The organism is Microbacterium phyllosphaerae, from assembly GCF_050628115.1.
Classification (GTDB): domain Bacteria; phylum Actinomycetota; class Actinomycetes; order Actinomycetales; family Microbacteriaceae; genus Microbacterium; species Microbacterium phyllosphaerae_A.
Map to the genome: position 1 here is coordinate 1,985,012 of NZ_CP192502.1, position 13,639 is coordinate 1,998,650.

Below are 13,639 nucleotides of genomic sequence, written 5' to 3' on the forward strand. Positions count from 1 at the left end.
CTCCTCACACGATCTCGAGCCGAGTCACGGTCTCCTCGTCGTCGCAGGCGCCGCCGACCCAGAGGCGGATCGTCCCCGGCTCGACACGCTTCACTCCGTCGCGGCCGGTGAAGGCGAGCCGGTCGATCGGCACGTCGAACTCGACCAGGGTCTCGGAGCCGGGTGCGAGCGTGACCCTTCGGAAGTCCAGCAGCTGGGCGACCGGGCGGGTCACGCTCGCGACCTCGTCGTTCGCGTAGAGCTGCACGACATCCGCTGCCTCCACGTCTCCGGTGTTGCGCACGTGCACCGTCGCCCGGAAGTGCTCGCCCGAGGTGACGGACGCGGGTGCGGTGAGCTGGTCGTGAGCGAATGTCGTGTAGCTGAGACCGAAGCCGAAGGGCCGCACGGGTGTCGAGTCGGCGCTCGTGACATCCGTGAGCCCGCCCAGCACGGGATGCAGATACGAGTACGGCTGCGCTCCCGCCGATCGAGGCAGCGAGACCGGCAGACGCCCCGACGGCGCGCACCGACCGCTCAGCAGCCGCGCGATCGCGGGGCCGCCCTCCTCGCCGGGGAAGAACGTCTGCAGCACAGCCGCAGGGATGCCGGCGGCGGCCTCGTCCGCCTCGGTCGACGCGTCGACCGCGCCGAGGCCGGTCATGGTGCCGGCGGCGCCGGCGCGAGTCGGCAGCGCCCAGTCGAGGACGTACGGACGTCCGGTCATGGTGATCAGGATCACGGGAGTGCCGGTCGCGACGACCGCCTCGACGAGCTCGCGCTGGATGCCGGGGAGCTCGAGGTCCTCGACGTCGTTGCCCTCGCCGACCGTGCCTCGTCCGAACAGGCCCGCACGATCACCCACCACGACGATCGCGACATCCGCTGCCCTGGCGGCATCGACCGCAGCGGGGATGCCGGAGCGATCGGCGCCCTCGACATCGCATCCGATCGTCGAGGTGATCTCGGCACAGGGGAACTCGGCGCGCAGAGCTTCGACCACGGTCGGCAGCTCGATCCCCGCGGGCGTGCCGGGGTGATGTGCGAGCACATGGTTGACGAACGAGTAGCAGCCCATCAGCGCTTCGGAGCTGTCGGCATTCGGACCGATCACGGCGATCCTCGCGGTGGTCGAGGGCGCGAGCGGCAGGGAGCCGTCGTTGCTCAGCAGCACGATCGACTCCTCGGCCAGGCGACGCGCGAGCGCACGGTGCTCGGCCGGATCCAGGTCGATCGCCGTCGGAGGGGCGTCGAAGTCGGCATCCAGCAGCCCGAGATCCTCCTTCTGCGCGAGCACCCGCCCCACGGCCCTGTCGAGGATCTCGACCGGGAGCCGACCGTCGCGCACCTGATCGGCGAGCGTGACGAAGGCGTCGGGTGAGGGCAGCTCGACATCGATTCCGGCCATGAGCGCGAGCCTGGCGGCGTCGGCCGAGTCGGCGGCGGCCCGGTGCATGCTGTAGAGGAAGTCGACCGCGAAGTAGTCCGACACGACCACGCCGTCGAACCCCCAGCGATCGCGCAGGACGCCGGTCAGGTAGCGCGCGTCTGCGGTGACGGGAACGCCGTCGATGTCGACGTACGAGTTCATCACGCTGCGGGCGCCACCCTCGTGGATCGCCATCTCGAACGGCGGCAGCAGCACGTCCTCTATCTCTCGCAGGCCTGCGCTCACGGGCGCATGGTTGCGTCCTGCCTTCGACGCGGAGTATCCGATGAAGTGCTTCAGAGTCGCATGCACGCCCTCGGCCTGCAGTCCGCGGACATACGCCGTGCCCACGCGGCCGACGACCAACGGGTCCTCGGCGATGCACTCGTCGACGCGACCCCAGCGGGGGTCGCGGATGACGTCGAGCACGGGAGCGAGGCCCTGATGAACGCCGAGTGCGCTCATCGACGAGCCGACCGCCCGGCCGACCTCCTCGACGAGATCGGGGTCGAACGAAGCGCCCCAGGCGAGCGGCGTCGGGAAGGTCGCGGCCTTCCACGCGGCGAGACCCGTCAGGCACTCTTCGTGCACGATGGCGGGGATGCCGAGCCGGGTCTCCTGCTGAAGGCGGCGCTGCTCCGCCCACAACCACTCGGCGCGCTCCACCGGGTCGACCGGACGCGTGCCGTACACCCGGGTGAGATGGCCGATCCCGTGCTCGGACGCGTCCTCATAGCGGGTCGAGCTCTTCTTCTCGCCCGACATCGGCGCGACGACCTCGACGCCCTGGTCCACCCAGTAGCCGACGAGTTGGGCCTGCTTCTCCTCGAGCGTCATTCGGGCGAGGAGCGCCTCGACGCGGGGGGAGTGCGGCACGGGACCTGCGGACTGCGACATCGTGTTCTCTTTCTCATTCTCTATCTCGTCGACGCGGGGTGACGCGACGGAGACCGCATCAGCCCTTGACAGCACCGGTCAGCCCTCCCACGATTCGCCGTTCGAACAGGCTGAAGAAGATCAGCGCCGGGATCATCGACAGCGAGGTGAAGGCGAGCACTTTCGCGGTGTCGACCGAATACTGCGAGGCGAACGACTGCACCCCGAGTGGCAGCGTGAAAGCGGAGGCGTCGTTGAGGATGAACAACGGCAGCAGGTATCCGTTCCAGCTGCCGATGAACGCCAGGATGCCGGTCGTGATGACCCCCGGCAAGGAGAGTGGCAGCACCATCCGCCAGAAGAATCCGATGCGGCTGCATCCGTCGATGAACGCGGCCTCCTCGATCTCGTCGGGGATCGCCCGGAGGAACGGCACCAGGATGATGATGGTCGTCGGGAGGGCGAAGGCGATCTGAGGCAGGATGACGCCACCGAGCGAATTCATCAGTCCGAGGCTGCGCACCACGATGTACAGCGGCGTGATCGCGACCGTCAGGGGGAACATGAGCCCCGCGGCGAAGAACGCGTAGAGCACGCCGCGGCCGGCGAACCGGTAACGCGCGAGTACGTATGCCGCCATCAGCGCCAGCGCCACGGTGCCCACCGTGGTCGCGAGGGCGACGATCGTCGAGTTGCCCACGAGCCGCCAGAACACGTCTCCGGTGAGGACGTCGAGATAGTTCGACACCACCCACGGAGACGGGAACCCCGACGGGTCGGTCGTGATCTGCGCGTTCGTGCGGAACCCGCCGGTGATGATGTACGCGATGGGTGCGAGCATCAGCCCGACGGCGATCAGCGCGACGAAGTACACGGTCGGATGCGCCCACGGCAGCCGTGGCTTGGCGTTGCGACCCGAGCGTCCGAGACGGGAGGGGCGCTGGGTGACGAGCACCGAGGTGGCGGTCATCGGACGTACTCCTTCTGTGTGGTGGCGTCTGCGTCCGCGACGGCGTCTGCGCCGGCATCCTGCGGGACGGCGTCCTGCGATGTACGCGATCGAGAGCCGCGCCTGCGACCGGAGGTGCCGGTGAGCGCGCCGTCGGTGTCCTTGCGCAGCACCGCACGCTGATAGATGAGAGCGACCACGAGCGAGATGAGGAAGAGCACGACGGCGACCGCATTGCCGTAGCCGTAGTTGCCGGCGTTGCGCCCCTCAGAGACCATGTACGTCGCCATGGTCGAGGTGCCGGCGGTGGACGCGATGTACTGCCCCCAGATGATGTAGACGAGGTCGAACAGCTGCAGCGAGCCGATGATCGACAGGAACGCCCAGATGCGCAGGGTCGGCGCGAGCAGAGGCAGGGTGATGCGCCACTGGATCTGCCAGTAGGACGCGCCATCGATCGCCGCCGCCTCGTGCAGCTCCTCGGGGATGCCCTGGAGCCCGGCGAGGAACAGGATGACCGCGAAGCCGATGTACTTCCACGTGATGATGGCCATCAGTGTCCAGATCGCGATGCCGGGGTCCGAGAGCCAGTCGGTGGCGAGGAACCCGAGGCCCATGTTCGTCAGCATCGCGTTGATCGCGCCGTTGGTCTGCAGCATCAGGCTCCACCCGGTGCCCACGACGACCTCGGAGATCACGTACGGCACGAAGATCAGCACGCGGATCAGCGACTGGCCGCGCATCTTGCGGTTGAGCAGGAGTGCGAGCACGATCGCGATCGGCCCCTGGAGCACGAGGGAGAACACCAGGATGAAGCCGTTGTGCGCGAGCGCATCGTGGAACAGCGGATCCTGGAGGATCGTGAGGTAGTTCTTCAGGCCGACGAAGTCGGTGGGCGGGCCGTAGCCCTGCCAGCTGAAGAACCCGTAGTACGCCGCCATCAGCACCGGGAAGATGACGAAGGCGAGGAAGACGAGCAGGGCGGGCCCGGCCAGAAGGATCACTTCCAGCCGGGCACGCGTGTCACGCTTTCGCTGCGGCATCCTGCACAGCCTTGACGAGGTCCTCGGCATTGCTGTTGCCCGCGAGCAGGTCGACCACTGCGACGTTCAGCGCGTTGCCGACGTTCTGTCCGTAGACGGTGTCGAGCCACTGCGTCGCGTACGGAGCAGCGTTGTACGCCGCGAGGATGTCCTGCAGGTACGGCTCGGTGACGGCCTCCTGGGCGACGGTGTTGACCGGCGGGGCGTTGAAGGCCTTGTAGTACTCGGTCTGCACCGCCGAGGTGCCGAGGTAGTTCAGGAAGTCGACGCAGGCATCCGGCGCATCGACCGAGCACGAGTACCCGTCGACGCCGCCCATCATCGAACCCGGCTCGCCGTCACCGCCCTCGATCTCGGGGAACGGGAACCAGCTGAGGTCGGCCAGCGGCTTCTCATCGGGGGTCAGCGATCCGATCACGCCGGGGTTCCAGGCGCCCATCAGCTCCATGGCGGCCTGGTGGTTGGCGATCAGGCCCGCGGAGCTGCCGGCACCCTGCTGAGCGGGTGTCGTGAGGAAGCCGGAGTTGAACGGCTCGGTCTCGGCGAACGTCTGCAGGTCCTCGCCCGCGCGCACCCAGCAGTCGTCGCTGAAGTCCATCTCGTCGGCTGCCGCGGCGAGCGTGTCCGGGCTGCATTCGCGCAGAGCGAGCCAGTAGTACCAGTGCGCGGCGGGCCAGGCATCCTTCGCTCCGAGGGCGATCGGGTCGATGCCCGCGGACTTCAGCGCCTCGGTGGCGTCCTCGAGCTCGGTGAGAGTGGTCGGGTTCTCGGTGATGCCTGCCTGGTCGAAGAGATCCTGGCTGTAGAACAGGCCGCCGGGAAGCACCGCGACCGGCATCGCGTAGATCTTGCCGTCGAGGCTGTTGGCCGAGTATGCGGCATCCGGGATCTCGTCCTTCGCCCCTCCGGTGATGACGTCTGTGAGGTCCTTGAGCTGACCGGCCTTGACCATCGCGGCCATCTTGCCGCCGCCCCGCTGCAGGAAGATGTCGGGGGCGTCGCCGGAGTTGAGCGCCGTCTGCAGCTTGCCGTCGAGGTCTTCATTCTGGATCGACTGGATCTCGATCGTGACTCCGGGGTTGTCACCCTCGAAGTCGGCGACCGTCTTCTCCCAGAACTCCACTCCGGGGCCGGTCGTCGAGTTGTGCCACAGGGTCATCGTGGTGTCGCCGCCGTCGCCGGTGCCGGACGAGTCCGGGGTGCAGCCCGAGAGCGCGAGTGCTCCGACGGCCAATGCTGCGACCGCGGAGGCGAGGGGGAGCCTTCTGCTGTTCATGTGATCGTTCTCCTCATCGAGTTGCGCGCCGCGTCACTGCGGGGCGCCTGCGGCAGCTCGGGTGAGACCGCAGTGGCATGAGTCTTCAGTCGGGGCACTCGATCGTCAAACGTTTTCGAAAACAGTTTCCATGGCCGCGAGCACACGGCTACGCTGGCGTCTCATGGGGGCTCGGACAACGATCCATGACGTCGCGCGCGCGGCCGGCGTCTCGGTGTCGACCGTCTCGAAAGCGGTCAACGGCCGGTACGGGATCGCGGACGCGACGGTGCAGCGCGTGCTCGACACCGTCAAGGCTCTCGGATACGAGTCGAGCCTCGTCGCGAGCAGCATGCGAGCGCGTCGCACCGGCGTGATCGGGGTGCTCCTCGCCGACTTCGAGCCGTTCAGCGCCGAGATCCTCAAGGGCGTCGGCGCGGCCATGCACGACATGGGATTCGACCTCCTCGCGTATGCGGGTTCGCACCACGGTGCGAGCGACGGCTGGGAGCGCAGGTCGCTCAGCCGCCTGTCCGGCACGCTGATCGATGCGGCGATCATGGTGACGCCCACGGTGGTGAGCGCGGGGGCAGAGATCCCCGTCGTCGCCGTCGACCCGCACACCGGTCGGGCAGACCTGCCGACCGTCGAGTCCGACAGCTTCGGCGGTGCGCTCGCCGCCACCAGGCACCTGATCGAACTCGGGCACCGCCGCATCGGATTCCTCGCCGGACGCCCCGATCTGCGATCGGCGGGGCTGCGTGACGCCGGCTACCGGCGCGCTCTCGCCGACGCCGGGATCCCGCTCGATCCGTCTCTCATCGGCATCGGACGCTACGAGCTGGAGGCGACGCGCGACTCCGCACGGGTCATGCTGAGCTCCGACTCGCGTCCGACCGCGGTGTTCGCCGCGAACGACCTCTCGGCGATCGCGGTGATCGACGTCGCGCACCAGCTCGGCCTGCGGGTGCCCGCGGATCTCTCGGTCGTCGGATTCGACGACGTGCCGGAGGCCACCCGCCGTGCGCTGCCGCTCACGACCATCCAGCAGCCGATGCGCCGGCTCGGGGCGGTCGCCGCAGAGATGGTCTTCACGCTGCTCTCCGGCCGGGAGGTCGACGAGATGCACGTGATACTCCCGACCCGACTCATCGTGAGGGCTACGACCGCCGCGCCACCTCGGTGACCTCGCGGACGTGCCGCCAGGCTGCATCCGCCAGAGTCTGGGACAACCGGGCGAACTCGGCGAAGCTGCGCCCGCCAGGCCAGTCGTCCGGGAGCATCGACGGCGGAAGGCCCGGGTCTATGTAGGGCAGCACGCGCCAGCTGTCGATCAGTCGCACATAGGCGGCGAACGGTTCGTCGGGAAGCATCGTCAGCGACTGCTGGAAGGCGAGGTGCTCGGCGCGCAGCGCGTCGAGATCCCACCATTCGGCGGCAGCCTCTGGCAGGGGCTTCGGGGTCGTCGGGGTGCCGGCCCGGAACAGGGTCACCCATTCGCGGGCGTCGAGGTCGGCGACGATCTCCCAGGCCTCGTCCTGCAGATGGCCGGGGCAGATCCACAGCGCGGGCGACACGACTCCCGCCCCGATCCACTGCAGCCGGCGTCGCAGCTGGTGGCGGATGCTGCGTGCGCTCTCGGGGATCGAGAACGAGATGAGGCACCAGCTGTCGGCATCCGTCATCTCGCGCATCTCGAAGATCCGCCGATCGCCTCGTTCGAGCATCGTGGTGGCATCCGGGTTCAGCCGATACCCGATCGCGTTCCTGCGCTCGGCGAGCAGCAGGCCCTTCTGCTTGAGGCGGGTGATTCCGGTGCGCGCCTGGGCGGCGGGGATGCTGAGGGCGCCGGCGAGCGACACGATGTCGGCGGCCGAGATCCATCCGTCGAGCGGACGCAGGTACAGGCCGACGATCGTGCGGAGGAGGGATGCGGTGCTTCCAGGATGCGCGTCGATGTCGTCGAGCACGGGGCCGACGGTGTCTTCCGATGGCGGGGCCGGGGCCGCCGGGGATGCGCGAGGATCAGCGATCATGCGACTCCAGCGCATCGCGCACAGCGAGCACGCCGGTGAGCGTCTCGGCGTGCGAGGTGCTGAGCGGCGAGAGTCCCAGGCGGATGCCGTCGGGGAAGCGGAAGTCGGGGATGATGCCGTCCGCCCACAGTCGCTGCGTCACGGCGCGGAAATCCGGGTGCCCGATCGTCACGTGGCCCCCGCGGAGCTCGGCGTCGCGCGGGCTGAGCAGCCGCACGTCGAGCGGGGCGAGCAGCTCGTCATATGCGCGAACGGCGAAGTCGGTGAGGGAGACGGCCTTCGCCCGCACGCCCTCTATCGACGCCTGCTCGATCAGGTCGAGCATCCCCTGCATCGCGAGCATCGAGGTGATGGGCGGGGTGCCGCTGAGAAGCTGGCGGATGTCGCCCGCGGGAACGTACTCGGGGCCCATCGCGAAGATGTCGGCGGCGCTCCACCACCCCTGGATCGGCTGGCGAAGCACACCCTGGTGCTCTCGCCGCAGATACGCGAACGCGGGGGAGCCCGGCCCGCCGTTGAGGTACTTGTACGTGCATCCGACGGCCATGTCCACGCCCCAGGCGTCGAGCTGCATCGGGATGATCCCGGCCGAATGGCAGAGGTCCCACATCATGAGGGCGCCGACCTCGTGCACGGCATCCGTGATCCCCGGCATGTCGGCCAGGGCGCCGGAACGGTAGTCGACGTGGCTGAGCGAGACGAGGGCCGTCTTCTCGGAGATCGCGGCGATCACATCGGCGATCTGCACGCCGAGCACCGGGTCGGGTTCGATCCAGCGCACCGTCATCCCGGTCTCGGCGGCCACACCCTCGGCCATGAACCGGTCGGTCGGGAAGTTGCCCGCCTCGATCACGAGCTCGGTGCGGCGCTCATCGGCGGTCGCCGCGGCGCGCATCAGCTTGTAGATGAGCACGCTCGTCGAGTCGGCGACGACGGTCTGACCGGCGGCCGCGCCGAGAGTGAGCTCGGCGATGCGATCGCCGAGCTGCGTCGGCAACGCCATCCACTGCTCGTCCCACGAGCGGATCAGCCGGGTCCCCCAGTCGTCGCGCACGAATGCGGCGAGCTTCTCGGGGATGTCGCGCAGCGGACGTCCGAGCGAATTGCCGTCGAGATAGGCGCCGACGCCCGGTGCGTCGGCGAACGCGTCGAGATGGGCGCGGAGCGGATCGGCGGCGTCGAGAGCATAGGCGGTCTCGAACAGGCCGGAGTCGAGGCGGGTGGAGTCGCGGGCGTCGGTCATGTCATGCCTTCAGATCAGCGCTGGTCAGCGGGCGGGCGAGTGCCGGGTCGGAGTCGGTGCCGGGGAGTCGGAGAAGAGCGGATGCGGCGTCGCGGGGGTCCTGCGGCGCGAGAGCGCGGAGCAGAGCGGTGCCGCTGATCCCGGCGTCTCGGAGAGCGGCGAGCTCGTTCGGGTTCAGACCGACGGGCGTAGGGCCGTTGCCCATATCGGTGCCGTAGAGCACGGTTCCGCCGGATGCGTGGAAGCGCCGGACGTTGTCGACCGCGGTGACGAGCGTCTCGCCGTCGTGGATCGAGAGGGTCGAGATCCAGGCGACCGATGCGGCCTGCACCGTGATCTCGGCGTCGCCGAGACGTTCGGTGAACGGGGCATGTGCCAGTCGGGCGGTACCGAGGCGCGCGACGCGCTGGGCCTCTCCGCCGCCCTGGGCGTGGGCGACGACGGGGAGTCCGCGGCCGGAGGCTGTGTCGACGATCGCGCGGAACAGGTCGTCGGTGAAGACGGGCCCGGCGTCGGCGTTGCTCGCGACCTTGATGCAGGATGCTCCGGCATCCGCCATCTCGGCCACGGCGGCGCCCGCTGACGCAGTATCGGCGATCTCGCGGAAGGATCCGGCGGGTGCCCAGTCGCGGTCGCTCGGGTAACCGCCGACGGGGGTGAGGAATGCACCGGCGAACTCGACCGCGATGGGGTGCGTGGTCGGGTGCGTGGTCGGGCGCGGGGTCGTCCCGTGCGGGGCCGTCGTCCCGTGCGGGGTCAAAAACGCACCGGAGAACGTCGATTCGGAAGCGTTTTTGGCCCCGCGGGGATCAGCGGGTGCGTTTCTGGCCCCGTCCGAGTTCTCGCACGTGTTCTCGGCCCCGCGCATCTTCGCCGAGAGGGCGGCGACGACGGTCGGGTTCGCGCCTAGATCTGCGACGCGACCGAGCGTCGACCCGTGCAGCAGAGTGTGGTCGACCAGCTGAAGGTGCACGTGGTGGTCGGTGAACCCGCCGACGATCACGCCGTCGAGGCGGGGCAGGTCGCGTGTGGGGCTCTCGTCGCGCAGCAGCATCCGTCCGTCGACGAGGTCGATGATGCCGTCGCGCCATCCTTCGCCGTCGAAGTAGGTCGCCGCGTGCATCAGCCGCCGATCTCCGTGCGCACGGTGTACAGCTCGGGGAAGAACGTCAGATCGAGCGCGCGCTGCAGGAAGCCCACGCCGCTCGAGCCCCCGGTGCCGACCTTCATGCCGATCGTGCGGGCGACGGTCTTGAGGTGGCGGAAGCGCCAGAACTGGAAGTTGTCTTCGAGGTCGACCAGATCTTCGCAGGCTTCGTAGAGGTCCCAGTGCTGCTGGTGGTTCTGGTAGATCTCGCGGATCGCGGGCACCAGCTCGGGGGTCTCGCGATAGGGGAGCCGCACGTCCCGGTCGAGGATCTCGGCAGGGACCGGCAGGCCGCGGCGAGAGGCATAGCGCAGGAACTCGTCGTAGAGCGTGGGCTTGTGCCATTCGGCGGTGAGCAGCGCGAGGTTGGCGGGGTGATCGCTGAAGACGCTCAGCATCTTCTCGTTCTTGTTGCCGAGCGCGAATTCGACAGCGCGATACTGCACCGACTGGAATCCCGAGGAGTTGCCGAGCGCTCCACGGAACTGTGCGTACTCGGTGGGGGTGAGAGTGGCGAGGATCGACCACTGCTGGGTCATGACGTCTTGGATGCGCTTCACGCGCGCGACGCGCTTCAGGGCCTCACGCAGATCGTCGCTCGCGAGCAGCTCGCGGGCGGACGACAGTTCGTGCAGCAGCTGCTTGAGCCAGAGTTCGGTCGTCTGGTGCTGGATGATGAACAGCAGTTCATCGTGGTGCTCGGGAACGCTCACCGGATTCTGCGCGGTGAGCAGCTGATCGAGCGACAGATACGACCCGTAGGTCATGCGTCCGGACAGATCGGTGACGATGCCGGCCTCGAGCTCGCGCTCGTTGTTCTCGGTGCTCATGGGTGGCTTCCTGTCGTGACGGACAGGCTAAACATATAACAATCGTGGCGAGCGTCACAATAGTGAAATGTCCTGTGAGGCTTGCTGCGTCACAGCCTCGGCGTGCGTGGGGGAGCGGTGCGACGTTCTCCGGCCTCTCCCGTCGCCTCGAATGCCGCGGCGAGGCGCAGCAGTGCGGAGTCGTCATAGGCGCGGCCGGCGAAGGTCAGGCCGATCGGCATGCCGATGTCTGCCATGAGGCCCATCGGCACCGTGACGGTCGGGATGCCGAGGTGACGCACGGTCAGGTTGCCGTTGGCGATCCAGGTGCCGTTGCGCCAGCCGAGATCGGCGGACGCGACGTTCACGTCCATGTCGGCGGGCCCCACGTCGGCGACGGCAGGGAAGACGACGGCATCGAGCTCGTTCTCATCCATCCACTCCTCGAGGTCGATGCGACGGGTCTCTTCGAGCCCGCGCAGTCCGTCGGGGAGCTCGGACATGTCCTCGAATCCGACGCCCGGATTGTCGCGCACCCAGCCCGGATACTCGGCGATGTCGTCGTCGAAGCCGGTGTAGCGGTCGGGGAGTGCTCCGTCGGGATGCGGGAAGATCGCCGCTCCGTCGACCTCTGCGAGCGTGTGCAGCTGCGGATCGCCGTTCGCCTGCAGGAAGTCCTCCCAGCCCCACGCCGACAGGTCGACGATCTCGCGCTGCAGATACTCCGGAGACACGAGTCCGCGCGTCGAGATGGTGGGAGCGCCGGGTCGGTCGCCTTCGTAGTTCGACACCACGGGGAAGTCGACCTCGACCACCGTGGCACCGGCGGCCTCAAGGTCGCGGCGCGCAGCCTCCCAGCGCGCGATCACCGAGGCGCGGGTCACGATGCGCTGGCCGGTGGGGCCGCCGATTCCGGGCTCGTCGGCCGTGCCGGCATCCGGATCGGCATTGATGTACATGCGGGGGATGCCGATGCGAGCACCCCGGAGTCCTGCCCCCGCGCCGTCGGCCAGAGCGGCGTACGATGCCGGGCGCACCTCGGACGACGCGGGCAGCGTCACCCACGGCTGCGCTCGCCAGAAGTCGCCGCGCACCTCGGCGTCGTCGGCGACGATCACGTCGAGGACCACGAGCAGGTCGGCCATCGTGCGGGCGTGGGGCACGACGACGTCCATGGTCGGCACGAGCGGCCAGTTGCCGCGGGTCGAGATCACGCCGCGCGAGGGTGTGTAGGCGCAGAGGGCGTTGTTGGTCGCGGGCCCACGGCCGCTCGACCAGGTCTCCTCCCCCAGGCCGAACGCCGCGAAGCTCGCCGCGGTGGCGGTGCCCGAGCCGTTCGACGATCCGGACGCGAAGGGCGCGGTGAGGAACTCGGCGTTGTAGGGGCTCTCGGCGCGCCCGTAGACACCGCGCTGCATCCCGCCGTTCGCCATCGGAGGCATGTTCGTCAGCCCGAGGCAGATCGCGCCGCCCGCACGCAGGCGTTCGATCGTGAACGCGTCGCGCTGCGCGATGAGGTCGGCGAACGCGGGGCTGCCGGCGGCGGCGGTGAGTCCACGCACCAGGTAGCTGTCCTTCGCCGTGTACGGGATCCCGTCGAGCGGGCCGAGCGTCTCGCCGCGTGCCCGACGGGCGTCCGATGCCGCGGCCTCGACGTGCGCATCAGGATTCGCGACGACGACCGCATTCAGCGCGGTCGCGGTGTCGGGGCCGTCGTAGGCGGCGATGCGCGCCAGGTAGGCGTCGACGAGCTCGACCGCGGTGGCTGCGCCGGTCTCGAGCGCTCGCCGCAGGTCGGCGATGGAGGTCTCGACGACGTCGATCACGAGTGCACCGCCACGCTCGGCTGCTGCTGGGTGATGCAGTGGATGCCGCCGCCGCGGTCGAACAGCGGGCGGGCGTCGACGGTGACGACGCGGCGACCCGGATACGCATCGGCGAGGATCTCTCTCGCCGTGGCGTCGGCCTGTTCATCGCCGAAGCCGCAGGCGACGACGCCGTCGTTTGTGACCAGGTGGTTGACGTAGCTCCAGTCGACGAAGCCCTCGTCGTCGCGCAGGGTCGCGGGTGCGGGCAGGTCGATGATCTCGAATCGGCGGCCGGCGGCATCCGTCTGCTGTGCGAGGTGCGCGCGCAGCTCGCGTGTCACGGCATGGTCGGGATGGTCGGGGTTCGGCTGGTCGTGGAGCAGCAGTCTGCCGGGAGAGACGAGGGTGGCGACGATGTCGACGTGCCCGTTCGTGCCGAAGTCGTCGTAGTCGCGGGTGAGTCCGCGGGGCAGCCACACGGCCTTGGTCGCGCCGATCGTGCGGGCCATCTCGGCCTCGACGCGCTGCCGGTCGGCGAACGGATTGCGCCGCGGATCGAGCTGCACGGTGTCGGTGAGCAGCACGGTGCCCTCGCCGTCGACATGGATGCCGCCGCCCTCGTTGACGAGCGTCGAGCTGACGAGCTCTGCGCCGACCGCACCGGCGATGATGCGCGCATGCTGCGCCGCCTTCTGCCACTGCGCCCAGGCGGGGGCGCCCCAGCCGTTGAAGATCCAGTCGACGGCGCCGAGGACGCCGGGGCGGTGGTCGTCGATCACGAAGGTCGGGCCGGAGTCGCGCATCCAGAATTCATCGACGGGCGCCTCGACGATGTCGATGCCGCTGCCCAGCATGCGCCGGGCGCGGGAGAGCTCGGCGGGGTCGACGATCATCGTGACCGGCTCGAACTCGGCCACCGCGTGGGCGACGGCCGCCCAGGTGGCATAGCCCTCTTCGCGCTCGGCGGAGGACTCGCCCAGGGTCGGACCCTCGGCGGGGAATGCCATCCAGGTGCGGTCGTGCGGTGCGGTCTCGGCGGGCATGTGCCAGGCCATGATTGTCTCC

11 protein-coding genes are annotated in these 13,639 nt (G+C 69.0%); 1 reads left to right on the plus strand and 10 read right to left on the minus strand.

The genetic code is table 11. From position 1 onward, the window contains the following. Nucleotides 1-4: 4 nt before the first annotated feature. The 4 genes from ACQ4LY_RS09280 to ACQ4LY_RS09295 are packed head-to-tail and all read right to left on the minus strand — an operon-like array spanning nucleotide 5 to nucleotide 5,552. Complete coding sequence (locus ACQ4LY_RS09280; protein WP_431070835.1) at nucleotides 5-2,305, minus strand: beta-glucosidase family protein; 2,301 nt, start codon at nucleotides 2,303-2,305, stop codon at nucleotides 5-7. 58 nt (nucleotides 2,306-2,363) lie between these two features. Then, nucleotides 2,364-3,254 carry a carbohydrate ABC transporter permease gene (locus ACQ4LY_RS09285; RefSeq protein WP_431070837.1) on the minus strand — a complete coding sequence of 297 codons (891 nt, stop codon included), beginning with the start codon at nucleotides 3,252-3,254 and terminating at the stop codon, nucleotides 2,364-2,366. Beyond that, nucleotides 3,251-4,276: a carbohydrate ABC transporter permease gene (locus ACQ4LY_RS09290; RefSeq protein WP_431070839.1), complete on the minus strand. Its 1,026-nt coding sequence runs from the start codon at nucleotides 4,274-4,276 to the stop codon at nucleotides 3,251-3,253. The genes ACQ4LY_RS09285 and ACQ4LY_RS09290 overlap by 4 nt, the downstream gene beginning before the upstream one ends. Beyond that, complete coding sequence (locus ACQ4LY_RS09295) at nucleotides 4,257-5,552, minus strand: extracellular solute-binding protein (protein WP_431070841.1); 1,296 nt, start codon at nucleotides 5,550-5,552, stop codon at nucleotides 4,257-4,259. The genes ACQ4LY_RS09290 and ACQ4LY_RS09295 overlap by 20 nt, the downstream gene beginning before the upstream one ends. Before the next feature lie 163 nt (nucleotides 5,553-5,715). On the opposite strand from ACQ4LY_RS09295, the gene ACQ4LY_RS09300 reads away from it, so the two are divergent. After that, nucleotides 5,716-6,717 (plus strand): LacI family DNA-binding transcriptional regulator, encoded by a 1,002-nt coding sequence (locus tag ACQ4LY_RS09300; RefSeq protein ID WP_431070843.1) that lies wholly within the window; start codon nucleotides 5,716-5,718, stop codon nucleotides 6,715-6,717. Here ACQ4LY_RS09300 and ACQ4LY_RS09305 read toward each other — a convergent pair. The 6 genes from ACQ4LY_RS09305 to ACQ4LY_RS09330 all read right to left on the minus strand — a co-directional run bounded on the left by ACQ4LY_RS09305 (nucleotide 6,692) and on the right by ACQ4LY_RS09330 (nucleotide 13,629). Next, a complete protein-coding gene (locus tag ACQ4LY_RS09305; RefSeq protein ID WP_431070845.1) occupies nucleotides 6,692-7,567 on the minus strand; it encodes a PaaX family transcriptional regulator in 876 nt (291 codons plus the stop codon). The genes ACQ4LY_RS09300 and ACQ4LY_RS09305 overlap by 26 nt on opposite strands. Continuing rightward, the gene (locus ACQ4LY_RS09310) at nucleotides 7,557-8,810 is read right to left on the minus strand and encodes a kynureninase (RefSeq protein WP_431070847.1); all 1,254 of its coding nucleotides are present in this window, start codon (nucleotides 8,808-8,810) and stop codon (nucleotides 7,557-7,559) included. The genes ACQ4LY_RS09305 and ACQ4LY_RS09310 overlap by 11 nt, the downstream gene beginning before the upstream one ends. A gap of 1 nt (nucleotide 8,811) precedes the next feature. Continuing rightward, nucleotides 8,812-9,933, minus strand: coding sequence for an amidohydrolase family protein (locus ACQ4LY_RS09315; RefSeq protein WP_431070849.1), 1,122 nt, complete (start codon nucleotides 9,931-9,933; stop codon nucleotides 8,812-8,814). Then, nucleotides 9,933-10,787 (minus strand): tryptophan 2,3-dioxygenase, encoded by an 855-nt coding sequence (locus ACQ4LY_RS09320; protein ID WP_341955236.1) that lies wholly within the window; start codon nucleotides 10,785-10,787, stop codon nucleotides 9,933-9,935. Before ACQ4LY_RS09320 ends, ACQ4LY_RS09315 begins: the two co-directional genes overlap by 1 nt. 89 nt (nucleotides 10,788-10,876) lie before the next feature. After that, nucleotides 10,877-12,592 carry an amidase gene (locus ACQ4LY_RS09325; protein ID WP_431070852.1) on the minus strand — a complete coding sequence of 572 codons (1,716 nt, stop codon included), beginning with the start codon at nucleotides 12,590-12,592 and terminating at the stop codon, nucleotides 10,877-10,879. Further along, nucleotides 12,589-13,629, minus strand: a complete 1,041-nt coding sequence (locus tag ACQ4LY_RS09330) for an agmatine deiminase family protein (protein WP_431070854.1) — start codon at nucleotides 13,627-13,629, stop codon at nucleotides 12,589-12,591. Before ACQ4LY_RS09330 ends, ACQ4LY_RS09325 begins: the two co-directional genes overlap by 4 nt. Nucleotides 13,630-13,639 lie beyond the last annotated feature (10 nt).

Coding starts and splice junctions, on each gene's coding strand:
- ACQ4LY_RS09300 (WP_431070843.1), top strand. CDS start 5,716: ATGGGGGCTCGGACAACGATCCATGACGTCGCGCGCGCGGCCGGCGTC.
- ACQ4LY_RS09280 (WP_431070835.1), bottom strand. CDS start 2,305: ATGTCGCAGTCCGCAGGTCCCGTGCCGCACTCCCCCCGCGTCGAGGCG.
- ACQ4LY_RS09320 (WP_341955236.1), bottom strand. CDS start 10,787: ATGAGCACCGAGAACAACGAGCGCGAGCTCGAGGCCGGCATCGTCACC.
- ACQ4LY_RS09290 (WP_431070839.1), bottom strand. CDS start 4,276: ATGCCGCAGCGAAAGCGTGACACGCGTGCCCGGCTGGAAGTGATCCTT.
- ACQ4LY_RS09295 (WP_431070841.1), bottom strand. CDS start 5,552: ATGAACAGCAGAAGGCTCCCCCTCGCCTCCGCGGTCGCAGCATTGGCC.
- ACQ4LY_RS09310 (WP_431070847.1), bottom strand. CDS start 8,810: ATGACCGACGCCCGCGACTCCACCCGCCTCGACTCCGGCCTGTTCGAG.
- ACQ4LY_RS09285 (WP_431070837.1), bottom strand. CDS start 3,254: ATGACCGCCACCTCGGTGCTCGTCACCCAGCGCCCCTCCCGTCTCGGA.
- ACQ4LY_RS09305 (WP_431070845.1), bottom strand. CDS start 7,567: ATGATCGCTGATCCTCGCGCATCCCCGGCGGCCCCGGCCCCGCCATCG.
- ACQ4LY_RS09315 (WP_431070849.1), bottom strand. CDS start 9,933: ATGCACGCGGCGACCTACTTCGACGGCGAAGGATGGCGCGACGGCATC.
- ACQ4LY_RS09330 (WP_431070854.1), bottom strand. CDS start 13,629: ATGGCCTGGCACATGCCCGCCGAGACCGCACCGCACGACCGCACCTGG.